Here is a 17,826-nt window from a genome sequence, read left to right on the forward strand (position 1 = left end):
GTGGCCGCCGCCGGAGACCCGGGCCCCGTATCGGACAGCCCATGACCGGCACCCGGCGGCCACCGCTGGGCCGCAAAGCCGTGCAGCCGGACGAAGGTGCCGTCTGCGGAAGCCGCCCTGTGGCGGACCGCGCCCTGCCGGTCGCCCGGAGGCGTCACCGGACCGAACCCGTGCCGCCGGGCAGGGCGCCAGCGCCGACCGCATGTGCCCCACGTCCCGGGCCGCCGCCGGAGGCACGAGCCCGGCGCCGGACAGCCCATGACTGTCGCCCGACAGCCACCGTCGGCGGGACCCGGGCCCGCGCCGCGCAGCCCAGGAGCGGTGCCCGGAGGGCACCGTTGACGGAGACCCGGACCCCGCGCTGGGCCGCCCATGACCGGCGCAGCCGGGGCCTGCGGCCATGCCCGGGGCGGCGCGGCTCCGGGCGGGACGCGCGTTCCGGGCGCCCTGGGATCCGGGATCCGGTGCCCGGGGCACCGGCCCCGCTCCGGGGCGGGGCGGGGTCACACGGGTTCCTCCCAGAGGGGGCGGCCGCGGCGGACCTCCCAGCGGCGGGTCACCCCGATCTCGCGCAGGAACACCGGGTCGTGCCCGGCCACCAGCAGTGCTCCCCGGTAGCCGACCAGCGCCTCGGTGAGCCGCAGCCTGCTGTCGAGGTCCAGGTGATTGGTGGGCTCGTCCAGGACGAGCAGCCGGGGCGGCCGCTCGGCCAGCAGCACGCGGGCCAGCGCCACCCGGAACCGCTCACCGCCGGAGAGCCCGCCGACCCGCTGGTCCACCCGCTCGCCGCGGAGGAGGAAGCGCGCCAGCCCGGCCCGGATCCGCTGCGGATCGGTGCCCGGCGCCGCGTCGCGCACGTTGTCGAGCACGCTGCGGTCGTCGTCCAGCACGTCCAGCCGCTGCGGCAGGTACCCGACCCGGTCCACCACGTGGACGACCTCCGCCCCGGGGTGCTCCCCCAGGCCGACGACGGCCCGCAGCAGCGTGGTCTTGCCCGCCCCGTTCGGACCGGTCAGCGCCACCCGTTCGGGGCCGCGCAACACCAGCCTCCGGTCCCCGCCGGTGCGCAGCTCCAGCACGTCCTGTCCGGCGGGGACCTCGGTGCCGGGCAGGTCGACGCGGATGACGGCGTCGTCCCGGACGGCCGCCTCGGCCCGGACCAGCTGCTCCCCCGCCTCGGCCAGCTTCTCCTCGTGCATGATGCGGTGCTTGCCCGCGGCCACCTGCGCCTCGCGCTTGCGCTGGTTCATGATGACCTTGGGTTCGCGCTTGGTCTCGGTCTTCTTGTTCCCGAACCGCACCCGCCGGGCCAGCTTGACGTGGGCCTCGGCGAGCTGGCGCTTCTCCCGGCGCAGGTCGGCCTCGGCCGCGCGGACCGTCCGCCGGGCGGCCTCCTGCTCCGCGGCGAGCTGTTCGGCGTAGGCCGTGTAGTTGCCGCCCCAGGTGCGCAGTTCCCCGTCCCGCAGCTCGGCGATCCGGTCGACGTGCTCCAGCAGCTCGCGGTCGTGGTCGGCGACCACCAGCACACCGGGCCAGGAGTCGACGGCGGCGAACAGCCGCTCCCGGGCCCGCCGGTCGAGGCTGTCCGTGGGCTCGTCGAGCAGGGTGACGGCGGGTCGGCGCAGCGCGATCCCGGCCAGCCCGACCAGGACGGCCTCGCCCCCGGAGAGGGTGCCGACGGTCCGGTCCAGCGGGTCCGGGCCGTCGAGGTCGACACCGAACCGGGTGAGCCGGGCCAGCGCGCGCTCCTCGATGTCCCAGTCGGACCCGATGGCGTCGAAGTGCGCCTGGTCGGTCTCCCCCCGTTCCACGGCGCGCAGGGCGGCGCGGACCGGCTCGATGCCCAGCAGCCCGGCGACGGTGCGCCCGGTGTCCAGGGTGATCCGCTGGTCGAGGTACCCGATGTCGCCGTCCACGGCGAGGGTGCCCGACGCGGGGGCGAGCCGTCCGGCGATGAGGCGCAGCAGCGTGGACTTGCCGCTGCCGTTGCGGCCGATCAGCCCGGTGCGCCCGGGGCCGAAGCAGGCGTCCAGGCCGGAGAAGACGGACGCGCCGTCGGGCCAGGCGAACGCCAGGCCGGCGGCGACGACGGTGTGGGACATGCGGACCTCCCGGAGGTGGGGAACGGGGAACGGACGGCGGAACGCGATACGCGTGCGACGAGGCCCATCGGGATCCCTCCTCCTTCAGAAGGTCATTGGTGCAACTCTTGTTGCGTTAAGGATGATGGCACACCGGGCGGGCAAATGCAACTACAGTTGCGTTATGACTTCGACTCCGGAACCCCCGGGCAGCGCGCGCCCGGGCGGGCGCACCGCGCGCAACACCGCCGCCGTCCTGCGGGCCACCCTCGACGAGCTGGGCGAACACGGCTACGCCGGGCTGACCGTCGACCGCGTCGCCGTCCGCTCGGGTGTGCACAAGGCCACCGTCTACCGCCGCTGGGGCGGGGTGGACGGGCTGCTGGCCGCCGCCCTGGAGTGGTCGGCCCGCGAGCACGACTGGGCGCCCACACGCACCGGCACGCTCGAAGGCGACCTACTGGCCCTGGCCGAGGACGTGCGCCACGGCTTCACCGACGCCCCGGAGGGGGCGGTGTCGGCGGCCTCGATCGCCGCCGCCCTCGCCTCTCCCGTGGCCGCCGAGGCGCTGCGGGCCTTCATGGCCGACCGGCACGAACGCTCCGCGGCCGTGGTCGCCGAGGCCGTCGAACGCGGCGAGGTGCCCGAGGGCACCGACGCGGTGGAGGTCGTCCGCTGCGCCGTCGCCCCCGTCTACCACCGGCTCCTCGTCGGCCGTGAACCCGTCTCCGACGTGGACCTGCGCCGCGCCGCCCGCATCGCCGCCGACGCCGCCCGCGCCGGGGCCTTCGTCAGCCGGGACTGACCCCGCCCGAAGGCGGGGCCTTCGCCGCCCGCGACCGGGCGGGCCCTCGCCCGCGGGGAGGGCCCCGGTGGGCCCCGCGCCCGCGAGGAACGGCCCGCCGACAGCGCCGCCCCGCCGGCCCCGGCCCCCGGCCGAACCGCCCGCGGACCGTGGACCTCCCCGACCGTGGGGCATACGCACGGAATCGCCGGGAGAATGGGGCGCGGCGCCGCGGAGCGGCTCCGTTGGATACTGGTGAGCGCGCCCGGACCGGGCGCCGGGGAACGACGAGGGGGCCGCCATGGGGGATGCCGCGATCGACCTGTCGCTGATCGGTGACCTGTACCGGAAGTACCGCGATCCGCTGGCGGAGGTGAGAAAGGCCCAGCGCGAGTTCCTGTGGGAGACCCGGGGGCGGATGACCCCGCAGCTGGACGACCTCGAGGCCGAGATCACCTACCTGCTGCTGCGGGAGACCCGGCCCGAGACGGTCATGGAGCTGGGCACCTTCCACGGCTGGTCCACCACCTGGATCCTGTCGGCCCTGCGCGACAACGGGACCGGGACCCTGCACTCGTTCGACATCGTCGACAACGTGCTGTCCAACGTCCCGGCGTCCCTGTCCGAGGGGCGCTGGCACTTCCACCGGGGGGACGTGCGCAGGAACCTCGGCGAGGTCCCCGAGGGCATCGGCTACCTCTTCGTGGACGCCGCCCACAACGCCCGGTTCGCGCGCTGGTACCTGGCCGAGCTGTTCCCGCGGGTCGCCCCGGGCACCCCGGTCAGCGTCCACGACGTGTTCCACGGCAGGCGGGCACTGCCCCTGACGGAGGGCGCGGTCGTGCTGGCGTGGCTGCGGCGCAAGGCCGCGGAGTACCTGACCGTCTCCCGCAAGCGGGCGCCCGCCCCGTACACGGCGCTGCTGGAGCTGCGCGAGGACCTGGGCCTGGCCGAGCCCGTGCGCGACAGCACGGACAACCCGATGATCTTCTTCCGCATGCCCGAGCACTGAGTCCGTTGCCCGGCACCCGGGCACGGGTCCGCCGGCGCCCGGTACGCCGAACGCCCGCACCGCGGTCGCGGTGCGGGCGTTCGTCCTCAGAGCGTGTCCTCAGAGCGCCGCGGCCTCCCGGGCCAGGCCGGTGATCCGGTCCAAGTCCCCGGCGGCGACCGCGTCGGCCGGGGTCAGCCAGCTGCCGCCCACGCAGCCCACGTTGGGCAGCGCGAGGTAGTCCGGGGCGGACGCGGGCGTGATGCCGCCGGTCGGGCAGAAGCGCACCCCCGGCAGCGGGCCCGACAGGGACTTCAGAAAAGCGGCGCCGCCCGCGGCCTCGGCCGGGAAGAACTTCAGCTCGGAGACGCCCCGCTCCAGCATCGCCAGCGCCTCCGAGACCGTGGACACACCGGGCAGGAACGGCAGCCCGGTGTCGGCCATGGCGGCGGCCAGGGTGTCGGTGGCGCCGGGGCTGACCAGGAACCGGGCACCCGCCTCGGCGGCGGCCCCGGCCAGCTCGGGGGTGGTCACGGTGCCCGCGCCCACCACGGCCTCGGGGACCTCGGCGGCGATCCGCTCGATGGCGCCGAGGGCGGCGGGCGTGCGCAGCGTCACCTCGATGCCGGGCAGGCCGCCCGCCACCAGGGCGCGGGCCAGCGGCACGGCCGCCTCGGCGTCGTGCAGGACGACCACCGGCATCACCGGGGCCAGGGCGAGGATGTCGCCGCCCGTACGGGGCGTCGTCGTCATGGGGAGGTTCTCCTGTTCGATCGCGGTCAGTGGCCGAAGACCCCGGCGCCGGCCTCGGCGGGCCCGACGGCCGCGCGCATGGCGGCGAACAGCTCCCGTCCGGTGCCCTTGGAGGAGTCGACGCTCGGCCGGGCGGGCTCGCGTCCGGCCAGGTCGGCGAGGACCTCCAGTGTGCCCGCGCGGGCGTCCAGGCGGATGACGTCGCCGTCGCGGACGTAGGCGAGCGGGCCGCCGGCCTCGGCCTCCGGGGACACGTGGATGGCGGCGGGCACCTTGCCCGAGGCGCCCGACATGCGGCCGTCGGTCACCAGGGCGACCTTCTGGCCGCGGTCCTGGAGCACCGCCAGCGGCGGGGTGAGCTTGTGCAGTTCGGGCATGCCGTTGGCGCGCGGGCCCTGGAAGCGGACCACCGCGACGAAGTCGCCGGTCAGCTCCCCGGCGGTGAACGCGGCCTGCAGTTCGGCCTGGTCGGCGAAGACCCGGGCGGGCGCCTCGACCACGTGCCGGGAGGCGTCCACCGCGGACACCTTGATGACGGCGCGGCCGAGGTTGCCGTCGAGCATCCGCAGGCCGCCGTCGGGGGCGAAGGGGTCGTCGGCGCCGCGCAGCACCGAGGTGTCGCCGCTCTCCTTGGGGCCGTCCACCCAGCTCAGCGTGCCGTCGTCGAGCCTGGGGACCTGGCGGTAGGCGCTCAGGCCGCGGCCCATGACGGTGTGCACGTCCTCGTGCAGCAGCCCGGCGTCGAGCAGGGAGCCGATGAGGAAGGCCATCCCGCCCGCCTCGTGGAAGGCGTTCACGTCGGCGGCGCCGTTGGGGTACATGCGGGTGAGCAGGGGCACGACCTCCGACAGGGCGGCGAAGTCGTCCCAGGTCAGCTCGATGCCCGCGGCGCGGGCGATCGCCACCAGGTGCAGGGTGTGGTTGGTGGAGCCGCCGGTGGCCAGCAGGGCGACGACGGCGTTGACGACGGCGCGCTCGTCGATCTGCTCGCCCAGCGGGACGGGCGAGTCGCCCAGTGCGGTGTTGGCCAGGACGCGGCGTCCGACCTCGGCGGTGAGCGCCTCCCGCAGCTCCGTGCCCGGCTGCTCGAAGCTGGCGCCGGGCAGGTGCAGGCCCATGACCTCCATGAGCATCTGGTTGGAGTTGGCGGTGCCGTAGAACGTGCAGGTGCCCGGCGAGTGGTAGGCGGCCGACTCGGCCTGGAGCAGCTCGCGCCGGTCGGCCTTGCCCTCCGCGAAGCGCTGGCGCACCCGCGCCTTCTCCTTGTTGGGCAGGCCCGAGGGCATCGGCCCGGCCGGGACGAACGCCACCGGCAGGTGGCCGAACGACAGGGAGCCGATGAGCAGGCCCGGCACGATCTTGTCGCAGACGCCCAGCATCAGGGCGCCGTCGAACATGTCGTGGGAGAGCGCCACGGCGGTGGCCATGGCGATGACGTCCCGGCTGAACAGGGACAGCTCCATCCCCGCCCGGCCCTGGGTGACGCCGTCGCACATGGCGGGCACCCCGCCCGCGAACTGGGCGACGCCGCCCGCCTCGCCGACGGCGGCCTTGATGATCGCCGGGTAGGCCTCCAGCGGCTGGTGCGCCGAGAGCATGTCGTTGTAGGAGGAGACGATCGCCAGGTTGGGGGTGACGTCCCCGGCCAGGGCGAGCTTGTCGGAGACCCCGCACGCGGCGAACCCGTGGGCGAGGTTGGCGCAGCCCAGGGCCGTGCGGGCGGGCCGGGCCGGGTCCGCCGCCGAGCGGATCCCGTCCAGGTACGCGGCGCGGGACCGGGCGCTGCGCTCGGCGAGACGGCCGGTGACCTCGGCGACGACGGGGTGGACTGCGGGGATGTGCGCGGTCATCGGGGTTGCTCCTCTTCGTACCACGTGCGGCCGGTGCGGCCGATGAGCCGGTCGGCGCCCGCGGGGCCGGCGCTCCCGGCCGGATAGGTCTCGGGGACGAGGTCCAGGTCGGCCCAGGCGGCGATGACGGGGTCCGTCCAGCGCCAGGCCGCCTCGACCTCGTCGCGGCGCATGAACAGGGTGGAGTCTCCGGCCAGCACGTCCATGAGCAGCCGCTCGTAGGCCTCGGGCGAGCGGGTGGAGAACGTGTCCGCGAAACTCAGCTCCAGCGGAACCGGACGCAGCCGCAGCGCGCCCGCGCCGGGGGCCTTGGCCAGCATGGTGAGGTGGATGCCCTCGTCCGGCTGGAGGCGGATGACGAGGCTGCCGCCGCCGGTGGCGGCGCCGGGGAAGATGGTGTGCGGGACGTCGCGGAAGCGCACCACGATCTCGGAGCGGGCCCGGTCCATGCGCTTGCCGGTGCGCAGGTAGAAGGGCACGCCCGCCCAGCGCCAGTTGGCGATCTCGGCGCGCAGGGCGACGTAGGTCTCGGTGGTGCTGTCGGCGGGGCCGCCCGGCTCCTCCAGGTAGCCGAGGACCTCCGTGCCCTGGACGTCGCCCCGGCCGTAGCGGCCGCGCACGGTGTCCTCGCGCACGTGTTCGCCGGTGAGGGGTTTGAGCGCCTGGAGGACCTTGAGCTTCTCGTCGCGCACGGCCTCGCGGTCGTAGCTGGCGGGGGGCTCCATGGCGGTCAGGCACAGCAGCTGGAGCAGGTGGTTCTGGACCATGTCGCGCATGGCCCCGGCGGTGTCGTAGTAGCCCTTGCGGCCGCCGACGCCGACGGTCTCGGCGGCGGTGATCTGCACGTGGTCGATCCACCGGGAGTTCCACAGCGGTTCGAGGAAGACGTTGGCGAAGCGCAGCACCAGGAGGTTCTGCACCGTCTCCTTCCCGAGGTAGTGGTCGATCCGGTAGGTCTGCTCCTCGGTGAAGATCTCCCCGACCTCGGCGTTGACGGCCCGCGCCGAGGCGAGGTCGCGGCCCAGGGGCTTCTCCATCACGACCCGGGAGTCCGGGGTGACCAGCCCGGCGTCGGCCAGTCCGCGGCAGATGGCGCCGGAGATCATCGGCGGGACGGCGAGGTAGAAGACGCGGTCGCGCCCGGGGTCCAGTGCTGCGGCCAGGTCCGCCCAGCCGGCGGGGTCGCCGCCGACGTCCACGGTGATGTGGGAGAGGCGGTCGAGGAAGCGGCGCAGCACACCGGGTTCGGGGACCCGGACGGCGTGGTGGCCCTGGACCGCGGCTTCGGCCTTGCCGCGCAGGTCGGCGTCGGTGAGGCCGTCGCGGGAGACGGCGATGACGCGGGTACGCGGGTCGAGGTGTCCGTCGCGGTCCAGCAGGTAGAGGGAGGGCAGGAGTTTGCGCATGGACAGGTCGCCGGTGCCCCCGAAGACCACCAGGTCGGTGGGGCGGGGCGCGGACTGCTGCGGCATGTCGGAGTGCTCCAGCGTGCGAGGAATGACGGAAGGGACTGAGGAAGGTGCGGGGTACGCCGGGTTCGGGGGTGTCCCATGAGGCGTGGTCCGTTCGTCCCTTTCGACCTTAAGGCCAGATATGGTAAAAAACCAAGCACACTTCAGAACACTTCTTTACATAAGATCCCATATTCGGAAACCTGACCGAGTGGTTGAATGAGATATGGCCAGAACCCCGGGACGCCTGTCCTCCGCTGCCACCACGAGCGGCCACATCCTGGAGCTCATCCGCACCGGTGCGGCGACCAACCGGTCCGAACTCTCCCGCGCGACCGGGCTCTCCCGCCCCTCCGTGGCCCTGCGCCTGACCGAGCTCATCGACAGCGGCCTGGTCGTCGAGGGCAGCGGCACCGCCTCCACCGGCGGACGCCCCCCGTCGCTGCTGGAGTTCAACGCCGACAGCGGGCTCCTGCTCACCGCCGCGCTGGGCATGGCGCGCAGCCAGGCCGCCGTCTGCGACCTGGCCGGTGAGATCCTCGTGCGCACCCCCGGCTCCCCCGACATCGCCTCCGGCCCCGAGACCACCGTCCCCTGGCTGCTCGAGACCTGGGCCGACCAGCTCACCTCCCTGGGCCGCGACCCCCGCGAGGTACGCGGCGCGGGCATCGGCCTGCCCGGCACCGTCGAGTTCCACGCCGGCCGCGCCGACGACCGCCCCCTGCTCGGGAAGTGGGCGGGCGTACCGCTGGCCCCGCTGATCTCCGAGCGCTTCCCCGTCCCCGTCATGGTCGACAACGACGTGAACGTGATGGCCCTGGGCGAGCACCTGGCGGGCGGGCACGGGCACCCCTCCGACATGGTGTTCGTCAAGGTGTCCACCGGCATCGGGGCCGGGCTGATCTCCGGCGGCAGGCTGCTGCGCGGGTCCCTCGGGGCGGCCGGGGAGATCGGCCACATCCCCGTGCGCGACGGGCAGGGGCTGCCCTGCCGGTGCGGCAACACCGACTGCCTGGAGGCCGTCGCGGGCGGGCCCCGGCTGCTCGAACTCGCCGCGGAGGAGGGCCGGGAGGTCTCCGGGCTCAAGGAGCTGGTGGCCCTGGCGGCCGCCGGGGACCCCGTCGCCGTCACCCTCGTCCGCGGGGCCGGGCGGCGGCTGGGCGAGGCCCTGGCCGGTGCCGTCAACCTGCTCAACCCCGAGGTCGTCGTGCTCGGCGGCGACCTGTCCGAGGCCTACGACCACCTGGTCGCGGGCGTGCGCGAGATGGTGTTCCAGCGGTGCACCGCGCTGGCCACCCGGCAGCTGCGGGTGGTGGCCAGCACCCTGTGGGACGAGGCGGGCGTGCGCGGCTGCGCCGCCATGGTCGCCGAGGAGATCCTGTCCCCCGAGGCCGTGAACAAGTACCTCGCCGGATAGATCTCCTACAAGGGGGAACAACCCTCCCGAACCACCTGCGACGACGCCGTCGCGGGCGCGTCGCGTGCCCTCGGCGCACTTGACAAGCACCCCCTTCGTACCGAATAGTCACCCACCACCTGACCCCCGCCCCGCACACCCCCCGGCTCCCACCGTGCGGACCCCCGCCCGGAAAGGTCATCCGAACCGTGCCAGACGCCCTAGAGAACCCGATCGTCCTGATCCTGATCGGCGCCGCGATCAGCCTGGCCGCCAGCGTCGCCGTGACCGGCCTCCAGGCCCGTCTGCTGCGCCGGAACGACGTCCGCGAGGCGTCCCGGGCCTCGGCCCGCAGGCTCACCAGCGTGTTCATCGGCGAGCGCGACTCCGCCGACTCCGCCGACGGCTTCCTGACGGAGGCCGAGATCACGGTCATGTCGATGACCGACCGCAAGACCCGCGAGCGGCTGGCCGCCGTGCTGCGGCTGCTGCGCGAGCGGGCGATGCCCGAGCTCGAGGAGCTGAGCGGGGTCAGGGCCGACCGCGCCCGCCGCCTGCTGTGCGAGCACGCCCTGGAGGTGCTCGGCGCCCACCTGCGTTCGGAGCGGCTGCCGGAGGTGCCCGGCGAGGTCAAGCAGATGCTCCGCGTGGAGGAGGAGGCGCTGAGCATCCGCTCCGGGGACAAGCCGCGCCCGCCGGCCGCCCCGGCCGAGCCCATCACCAAGAGCCAGGTCACCGCACGGCCCCGGCACACCGGGAGCAAGGCCTCCGGCGGGACCGCGGCGCGCAAGACCACCAAGGCGACGGGGCGGAGCACCGCCAAGGCCGGGGCCAAGACGGAGGAGGCGCCCGCCAAGGAGGACAGCGCCTTCTGGGACGACTGACCCCGACGGAAACCCTGGTGGCCCGTCGCCCCGGACCAAGGCTTGGTCAGGGCGGCGGGTCAGAAGTGTTTTTTACGGGCACCGGTGAGAAAGTCGGACATGCGCGCGCCGACCGGCGGCGCACACCGGCGAAGGAATTGTGCGGCGCAATTGTGGTCACCAGCCCCGTGCTCGGACATGTCGAGCGCGCACTCCGCGGGAACTTCACCTAGGATCTCCACCACACGCGGGATCCCCCGTCGTCCGTGCCCTCCGTGCCGCACACCCCCGTCCCCCCGGGACGCCGCACGCCACGACGCCCCGCCCCACGGCTTCCCGTATCCACACCGCGCGCGACCTCCGCCGTCCCACGAACACGGACCCGTGACCCGTTCCTCCGGGTCGGTGTCCGACCGTTGGCACGTCCCGCCGTCCGAACTCACCGAGATTGCACGATGACCGCTGACGAGAACGCCGCCACCGAAACCGGAGCGGACACCACACCGGAGCCGAGCCCCGAGACGGGTTCGGAGCACACGAACGGGCAGGACGCGGGCGCCGCCGGGCAGCGCGCCGAACCGGCCTGGCGCATCGGCCGTTCCGGCCGCCTGGAGCGCGTCGGCCGCGAGGAGCCGACCGCGCCGGAGGACGACGACGTGATGGCCCTGGTCAACGCCGTCGCACCGACCCGTTCCGCGCCCCTGATCATCAACACGGCGCCCGTACCGGCGACCGTGTCCGCCCCGCCCGCCCGGCAGGCGCGGACCGCCGTCGCGGTCGCGGCCGCCGGAGCCGCCGCGGGCGGCCCGGGCGGGGCCCCGCCGTCGCCGAGGCGACGGCCGACCCGGAGGGGTCCGGGACGGACGGGGGCGACGATCCGGCCGACGGCGACGACGCCGGCGGTACGGACGGTGCCTCCGCGACGAACGGGGACGATCCCCCGGGAGCGGACTCCGGAGCAGGCGGGGACGACTCCGCGGGAGCGGGCTCCGGAGCGGGCGGAGGCGGAACCGGCGGCGGAGCCGGAGGAGGGGCGGGCGCCGCCGGGGGCGGAGGGCGCCGGAGGCTGCGGCGGGTCGTCGTCTGGACGGCCGCCTGTCTGGCCGTCCTGCTGACCGCCGGGATCGCCACCGCCTACGGCTACTACCACTCGCTGCGTTCGGGGATGGTCCAGCACGACCTGGAGGCGGCCCTCGACGAGGGCGAGCGCCCCGAGAAGATCAGCGACGCGGTCAACATCCTCTTCATGGGCTCCGACGGCTACGAGGAGGGCAGCACCGCCTACACCACCGAGTTCGAGGGCGAGCGCTCGGACTCGATCATGCTGGCGCACATCTCGCCCGACAACCGGGTCTCGGTGATCAGCTTCCCCCGGGACTCCCTGGTGGACCTGCCCCAGTGCGACCCCTACGGGACCGCCGAGGGCACCCACGGCTACTTCGGCATGATCAACGCCGCCATGTACCACGGTGGACCGCCCTGTGTGGTGCGCACCATCGAGTCGCTCACCGACGTCCGCATCGACCACTTCGTGCACCTGAGCTTCATGAGCTTCCGCGACGTGGTGGACGCCATCGGCGGGGTGGACATCTGCATCCCCGAGCCGATGAAGGACGAGCGCTCCAAGCTCGACATCCCCGCCGGGCAGCAGACGCTCACCGGCGACCAGGCGCTGTCGTTCGTCCGCGCCCGCTACGAGATCGGCGACGGCGGCGACATCGGCCGCATCGACCGGCAGCAGATGTTCATGGCAGCCCTGGCCGACCAGGCCATGCGGGGCGAGGTGCTGTCCGACCCGCGGAAACTGCACGGCATGCTGACCGCGGTGACCACGCACAGCGCCACCGACAGCCGGCTGACGCTGGACCGGATGCTGTCGATCGCGGTGTCGCTGTCCGACGTGGACCTGAGCGACATCGAGTTCCACACCGTCCCCTGGTACCAGGCGCCCTTCGACCCCAACCGCATCCTCTGGCACGAGGACCGGGCCGAGGAGCTGTTCACCGCGGTGCGCGAGGACCGCCCGCTGCCGCCGCTGATGGCGGCCGACGAGGCGGCCGTCCCGGCGGAGCCGCCGGGCGCCTCGCCGAGCGCGGTCGACTCCCCCGGCGACTCGCCGTCACCCGAACCGCACGCGGCCCGCCCCGGCGAGGGGCGCGACGCCACCTCGAACCCGTGCGCGGACGGCCTGGGCTTCGGCACCGGCGAGGAGGCGTACTAGGGAAGCCGCGCACCGGTACGGAACAGAGAGCGGCCCCGGACACCCGTCGGTGTCCGGGGCCGCGGTGCGCCCGGGGCGGCGGAGGCCTCCGCGTGCCGCGTGCGCCGAGGAACCCCCACAGTCCTTCGGTGCCGCCGCGCGGACCGGCCCCGCCGCCGCCCCGGGTGCCGCGCGCCCGCCACGACCTGCGGGCGCGCTTCCCGGTGGGGCTTTAGGCGAGGGCGCCGATCGGGGCGCCGTCCACGGTGGGCTCGCCGACGGTGGGCAGGCCGTCGACGCCGACCAGGTCGCCGCCGACGGAGTCGGTGGCGGGCAGGGTCGAGGTCACGTCCTCGACCGAGGGCAGGGCCACGGGCAGTTCGGGCAGCTCGGGCAGGGAGTCGGTGGCCGCGGTCTGCGGCAGCACCTCGGCGGGCAGGTCCACCGGCAGTTCCGGCAGGGAGTCGACGGGGGCGCTCTGCCGGGCCACGTCGGCGGGCAGGGGCAGGGGGGCCAGGTCCTCGGCGGGCAGGGTCACCGGCGCTTCGGGCAGCTCGGGCAGGGAGTCCACCGGCGCGGTCTGCGGCAGGGTGGTGGCGGACTCACCCAGCACCAGGTCGGAGACGACGCCCGCGGCACCGCCGCTGATGTCGGTGTTCTGTCCGTTGACCGGCATCACCGGGCCGTTCATGGGGACGGCCTCGCCGAGGGAGGCCGCGTCCAGCTCGGTCAGCCCGGCGGCGGCCTCGTGGGCCCCCAGCTCGGTCACGGCGCCCTCGACCTGCGCGACCGTCTCCTCCAGGGGCAGCGGGCTCTGCGCGGAGTGGCTCAGCGGCAGGGTGCCGCCGGTGCCCAGGCCGACCGCGTCCAGCAGGCCCAGCCCGCCGACGGCTCCGGTGACCGGGTCGAGGGCGCCGTTCTGCGGGACGGTCGGGGCGTCCACCGGCAGGGCGCCGGTGAGCGTGTCCAGGCCCACGTCGGTGCTGTTGCCGTCCAGGTCCAGCGGGGCCTCGACGGGCAGGCCGTCGGTGAGCCCGCCGGTGGGGGCGGAGTTGTGCTGCACGTCGGGGGTCGCGGAGATCGTGCCGGGCTGCACGCTGGCCAGGTCGCCGACCGGGGAGCCGATGCCCTCGGTGAGGGTCGCGGGCACCTGACCGCCCAGGTCGTTCAGGGGGAGGCCGTCGGTCACACCGCCGAGGGTGTCGGCCCAGGAGAACCCGTAGCCGAAGGCGATGAATCCCGCCGCGCCGGCTGCCACGAGCAGGGTCTTGGCTGAAGTGCGGGCGGTGGTGTTCATGGGAGTCCTTCCGGGGTGGCCGCGTTGCGCGGCGCGTGGTCTGTCTCTCGATCGGTGAGCCACTCCCCTGGCCAGGAGGGAGGTGCTCGGTTTCTCAGCGGGCGACCTGGCGGGCCGTCGGCTGATGTGAACCGCGCGTTCGGGCGCGCGGCTCACATCAACTCCCAGAGGGTGCGGAAGCGATCACTCGCGAGTACGGGAACGGGGCGTTCCGCCGCTGGGAAGGGTGTGCCAGGAGAGCGGTCGGCGTGCGACCGGGAATGCCGCGCTAGTCGGGCGAGAAGGTGGGCTCGTCGGCGTCCTCGGCCGGAACCGAGCGCAGGACGTGCCGGGCGGCCTCGAACAGGCCGGGCGCCGGGGACGGGGCCCCGGGGGCGGACAGGTAGCCCGCGATGAGCGCGCCTCCCTGGGCGGCGGACCCCGAGGGGGCCGTCGGGGAGGCGGTGGTGCCCGAGGCCGTGGGCGCCGGGGCGACCGCGGTCTCGGTGTCGGCGGCGGACCCCGCTTCGGCGGCGGAACGCTCCGCCGCGGCCGGGGCGACCGCCGGAGTGCCCGTCACGGACACGGCGGGCTCCGCCGGAGCGGCCTCGGCGGCGTCCCGCTGGCGCGGGGCGTCCTCGCGGGGCCGCTCGGTGCCCCGGGCGGGCTCGGGCAGAACGGTCTCGGACGGCTCGGGCAGCGGTGCCGCCTCCACCACGGGGGCGGTGACGACCTGCCGCACGGTCTCGTCGAGGTGGCGGGCCACGTCCTCGGGGGCGGTGGGGGCCTGCTCGGCGGCGGGCTCCTCCAGCGCCTGGCGGGCCCGGTCGACGCCGGTGCCCACGGTCGCGACGGTGTCGGCCAGAGGCGCGCCCAGGTCGGTGACCGCGGCGTCGGGGTCGAGCGTCCCGGCGGGCACCGCGATGTCGGCGCCCGGCTTCTCCGCCGCCCCGGCCGGGGCGGCCCCGGCCAGCCACAGGGCGCACAGCGCGCCGGCCACGAGGGCGGCGAGCATCAGTGCGCGGCGGACCGGTGCGGAGCACACGGCGGTACGGGCGCCGTCGGCGCTCGCATTACCGTGGACTGTGGACACCGGGGTTCCTTCCGCCGTGGACCGGGGGGTTCGGCCGCGACCGGGGCGGGGCCGCCGGTGCGGGAGGCGCCGCGCAGGGCGGGGCCGATCAGGGGTGTGGCGCGGGGATCATCGCGATCGCCCCTGCGCCGAACGAGAGCGACGTTAGCATGCAACGGAGAGACCACGGAGCGTTTCCGCGAGAATTCCCGCCCAGGTGGGATCCCCTCTCCTCCCGCAGATGTAGCAAATCCGGAAAAAAACAACGACAATTCACCTATATAGGCCCGAGGAAAAGCGCGCATTGCGAGACCGCCCGACCGGCTCTGCGGAGGTTGACCGACACATGACCGAGCTCCCCCAGAGCCCCCGGCTGTTCCCCGACTCCCTCGAAGACCTCCTCACCGACGTGCCCGGCCTGCGCCACGGCATGTCCGACCAGGCCCGGACGCGTTCCCTGCTCCAGGCGGTGCTGACCATCGGGGGCGACCTCGACCTGGCGACCGTGCTGCGCAGGCTCACCGAGATGGCCGCCCAGCTGGTCGGCGCCCGGTACGCCGGCCTGGGGGTCGTCGACGAGGACGGCGGCTTCAGCGAGTTCATCCCCGTGGGGGTCACCCGCGAGCAGGCCGAACGCATCTCCCGGTTCCCGCACGGCAAGGGGGTCCTGTCGGCCCCGCTGTTCGGGCGCACCGCGCTGCGGCTGGCGGACCTGCGCGACCACCCCGACTTCGGCGGGTTCCCCGAGGGGCACCCGCAGATGACCACCTTCCTCGGGGTGCCGATCCAGGTGCGCGACGAGGTGTTCGGCAACCTCTACCTCACCGAGAAGTCCGACGGCGGCGAGTTCGACGAGGAGGACGAGGCGGTGGTGACCGCCCTGGCCACGGCCGCCGGGGTCGCCATCGAGAACGCGCGCCTGTACGAGGAGGCGCGGCTGCGCGAACGCTGGCTGGCCGCCTCCACCGAGATCACCACGCGGCTGCTGTCGGGTGCGACCGCCGACGACGTCCTGGCCTACCTGGCCGGGCAGGCCCGCGAGATCGGCGGCGCCGACACCGCGGTGGTGCTGCTCCCGGACCCGCGCGCCCGGGGACACCTGTTCGCCGAGATAGCGGACGGCCCCGTCGCGCAGGAGATCCTGGGCACCCCGGTGGAGATCCACGACTCGGTCTGCGGCCAGGTGTACGAGTCGGGCGAGCCGATGGGCATCCCCGACCTGGGCCAGGCCAACTGCCCGATGCTCACCCACCGCGGCTACGGCCCGGGGCTGCTGGTGCCGCTGGGCACCCCGGGCAACACCCGGGGCGTGCTGCTGCTGGGCAAGCTGTCGGAGCGGGCGCCGTTCCCCTCGGCGATCCGGCGGATGCTGCACTCGTTCTCCGTCCAGGCGGGCATAGCGCTGGAGCTGGCCGAGGCCCGGCACGACACCGAGCGCCTGGTGGTGCTGGAGGAGCGCGACCGGATCGCCAAGGACCTGCACGACGTGGTCATCCAGCGGCTGTTCGCGTCGGCGATGACGCTGATGAGCACGATGCGGCTGATCCCCTCCCAGGAGGCGGCCGAGCGGGTGCAGCGCACCATCGACGAGCTGGACTCCACCATCAGGGAGATCCGCTCGACGATCTTCGCGCTGCAGAACCCGCCCAGCCGCCAGGACACCTCGCTGCGCGGGCGCATCCTCAAGCTGGCCGAGAACACCGCCCACAGCCTGGGCTGCCACCCGGGGGTGAGCCTGGACGGCCCGATCGACGCCTCGGTCCCCGACGAGGTCGGCGAGCAGCTGCTGGCCGTGCTCGGCGAGGCGCTGAGCAACGTGGCCCGGCACGCCCGCGCCTCGGAGGTGCACGTGTCGGTGGCGGTGGAGGAGACGGCGACGACCGGTCGGCCCACCACCCTGACGCTGACCGTCACCGACAACGGCGTGGGCCTGCCCGAGGAGGGGCGGCGCAGCGGGCTGCGCAACATGGACGACCGGGCCCGGGCCCTGGGCGGCGGGTTCTCCGCGCGGCGTGCGCGGACCGGCGGCACGGTGCTCACCTGGAAGGTGCCGGTGCCCGACGACGGGACGCCGCCGTTCGACACCTTCCAGTGAGGCGCGCCGTCGGGCCGGGCCGCACTGCGTCGGCGGGACCAAGCCCTGTTCTTCGAACGCCCTCCTGTGCCGCCGGGGGCGCGTGAGGCGCCCGGCGGGGTTCCGGAGGCCCGGAGGAGGCGTCTTCGCGAGAAGCCCGTGGCCGCAGGCCGTCCGTTGAGGACCTTCCGCCGCTCGACGGGCGGGGATGTCGACGCGGGGCCGGGGGTTCCCGCCCTCGAAGGACACCGAGCAGGGCGGCCGGGCTGCGACCGCAGGCCGCCCTTTGAGGGCGGTGGCGGGCTACGGGCGGGCCGCGATGCCGCGGGGCCCACCGAAGCACGGCCTAGTAGCGGCGCCCGCGGAGCTCGGCGACCAGAACCGCCGCCTGGGTGCGGCGCTTGAGGTCGAGCTTGGACAGCAGGGCCGACACGTAGTTCTTGACGGTCTTCTCCGCCAGGTAGAGGCGCTCGCCGATCTGGCGGTTGGTCATGCCCTCGCCGATGAGGTCGAGGATCTGGCGCTCCTGCGGGGTCAGCTCGGCCAGCGGGTCGGGCTCGGCCTGGGCGCCGCGCAGGCGCTCCATCATGGCCCCGGTGCTGCCGGAGTCGAGCAGCGACCCGCCGGAGGCGACGGTGCGCACGGCCCCCACCAGGTCGGCTCCGTGGATCTGCTTGAGCACGTAGCCGGCGGCCCCGGCCATGACGGCGTCGTACAGGGCGTCCTCGTCGGCGAACGAGGTGAGCATGAGGCAGGCGATCTCGGGGTGGTCGGAGCGGATCTCCCGGCACACCTGGACTCCGGACCCGCCGGGCAGGCGCACGTCCAGGACCGCGACGTCGGGGACCACGACCGGGATGCGGGCCAGCGCCTGTTCGGCCGTGCCCGCCTCGCCGACGACGGTCATGTCGTCCTCGGTCTCCAGGAGCGCGGCGACCCCGCGCCGGACCACCTCGTGGTCGTCCACCAGGAACACCCTGATGGGCTTGTGAACGCCCCCGCCGCCACCGCCCGACATGCCGCTCATCCTCATCC

The 17,826-nt window shown here is 74.5% G+C and carries 12 protein-coding genes and 1 pseudogene; 6 read left to right on the forward strand and 7 right to left on the reverse strand.

The genetic code is table 11. From position 1 onward, the window contains the following. Positions 1 to 503 precede the first annotated feature (503 nt). Positions 504 to 2,102, reverse strand: a complete 1,599-nt coding sequence (locus KGD84_RS31220; RefSeq protein WP_220563878.1) for an ABC-F family ATP-binding cassette domain-containing protein — start codon at positions 2,100 to 2,102, stop codon at positions 504 to 506. 163 nt (positions 2,103 to 2,265) lie between these two features. Between KGD84_RS31220 and KGD84_RS31225 the strand changes: the two genes are divergently transcribed. Beyond that, positions 2,266 to 2,886 carry a TetR/AcrR family transcriptional regulator gene (locus KGD84_RS31225; RefSeq protein ID WP_220563879.1) on the forward strand — a complete coding sequence of 207 codons (621 nt, stop codon included), beginning with the start codon at positions 2,266 to 2,268 and terminating at the stop codon, positions 2,884 to 2,886. Positions 2,887 to 3,166: 280 nt separating this feature from the next. After that, positions 3,167 to 3,877, forward strand: a complete 711-nt coding sequence (locus KGD84_RS31230; RefSeq protein WP_220563880.1) for a class I SAM-dependent methyltransferase — start codon at positions 3,167 to 3,169, stop codon at positions 3,875 to 3,877. Positions 3,878 to 3,976: 99 nt separating this feature from the next. Here KGD84_RS31230 and eda read toward each other — a convergent pair whose 3' ends face one another. From eda to zwf, 3 genes are read right to left on the reverse strand one after another with little or no spacing between them, the layout of a single operon-like run. Next, the gene (gene eda / locus KGD84_RS31235; RefSeq protein ID WP_220563881.1) at positions 3,977 to 4,609 is read right to left on the reverse strand and encodes a bifunctional 4-hydroxy-2-oxoglutarate aldolase/2-dehydro-3-deoxy-phosphogluconate aldolase; all 633 of its coding nucleotides are present in this window, start codon (positions 4,607 to 4,609) and stop codon (positions 3,977 to 3,979) included. Positions 4,610 to 4,635: 26 nt separating this feature from the next. Next, positions 4,636 to 6,459 (reverse strand): phosphogluconate dehydratase, encoded by a 1,824-nt coding sequence (gene edd / locus KGD84_RS31240; RefSeq protein WP_220563882.1) that lies wholly within the window; start codon positions 6,457 to 6,459, stop codon positions 4,636 to 4,638. Further along, positions 6,456 to 7,931: a glucose-6-phosphate dehydrogenase gene (zwf, locus tag KGD84_RS31245; RefSeq protein WP_220563883.1), complete on the reverse strand. Its 1,476-nt coding sequence runs from the start codon at positions 7,929 to 7,931 to the stop codon at positions 6,456 to 6,458. Before zwf ends, edd begins: the two co-directional genes overlap by 4 nt. A 205-nt stretch (positions 7,932 to 8,136) precedes the next feature. Between zwf and KGD84_RS31250 the strand changes: the two genes are divergently transcribed. The 3 genes and pseudogenes from KGD84_RS31250 to KGD84_RS33750 all read left to right on the forward strand — a co-directional run. Next, positions 8,137 to 9,327, forward strand: coding sequence for an ROK family transcriptional regulator (locus KGD84_RS31250; protein WP_220563884.1), 1,191 nt, complete (start codon positions 8,137 to 8,139; stop codon positions 9,325 to 9,327). Positions 9,328 to 9,515: 188 nt separating this feature from the next. Next, a complete protein-coding gene (locus KGD84_RS31255; protein WP_220563885.1) occupies positions 9,516 to 10,190 on the forward strand; it encodes a hypothetical protein in 675 nt (224 codons plus the stop codon). Positions 10,191 to 10,980: 790 nt separating this feature from the next. Next, positions 10,981 to 12,390: pseudogene (locus KGD84_RS33750) on the forward strand (LCP family protein); the annotation flags it as partial. Between the two features lie 211 nt (positions 12,391 to 12,601). Here the strand turns inward: KGD84_RS33750 and KGD84_RS31265 are convergent. Beyond that, positions 12,602 to 13,666: a hypothetical protein gene (locus tag KGD84_RS31265; protein ID WP_220563887.1), complete on the reverse strand. Its 1,065-nt coding sequence runs from the start codon at positions 13,664 to 13,666 to the stop codon at positions 12,602 to 12,604. 268 nt (positions 13,667 to 13,934) lie between these two features. Then, complete coding sequence (locus KGD84_RS31270) at positions 13,935 to 14,738, reverse strand: hypothetical protein (RefSeq protein ID WP_220563888.1); 804 nt, start codon at positions 14,736 to 14,738, stop codon at positions 13,935 to 13,937. Between the two features lie 325 nt (positions 14,739 to 15,063). Here KGD84_RS31270 and KGD84_RS31275 point away from each other — a divergent pair, with 325 nt between their 5' ends. After that, positions 15,064 to 16,812: a sensor histidine kinase gene (locus KGD84_RS31275; RefSeq protein ID WP_220563889.1), complete on the forward strand. Its 1,749-nt coding sequence runs from the start codon at positions 15,064 to 15,066 to the stop codon at positions 16,810 to 16,812. Between the two features lie 325 nt (positions 16,813 to 17,137). Here KGD84_RS31275 and KGD84_RS31280 read toward each other — a convergent pair whose 3' ends face one another. Then, a complete protein-coding gene (locus KGD84_RS31280) occupies positions 17,138 to 17,809 on the reverse strand; it encodes a response regulator (RefSeq protein ID WP_220565410.1) in 672 nt (223 codons plus the stop codon). Positions 17,810 to 17,826 lie beyond the last annotated feature (17 nt).

This window comes from Nocardiopsis changdeensis, from assembly GCF_018316655.1.
Classification (GTDB): domain Bacteria; phylum Actinomycetota; class Actinomycetes; order Streptosporangiales; family Streptosporangiaceae; genus Nocardiopsis; species Nocardiopsis changdeensis.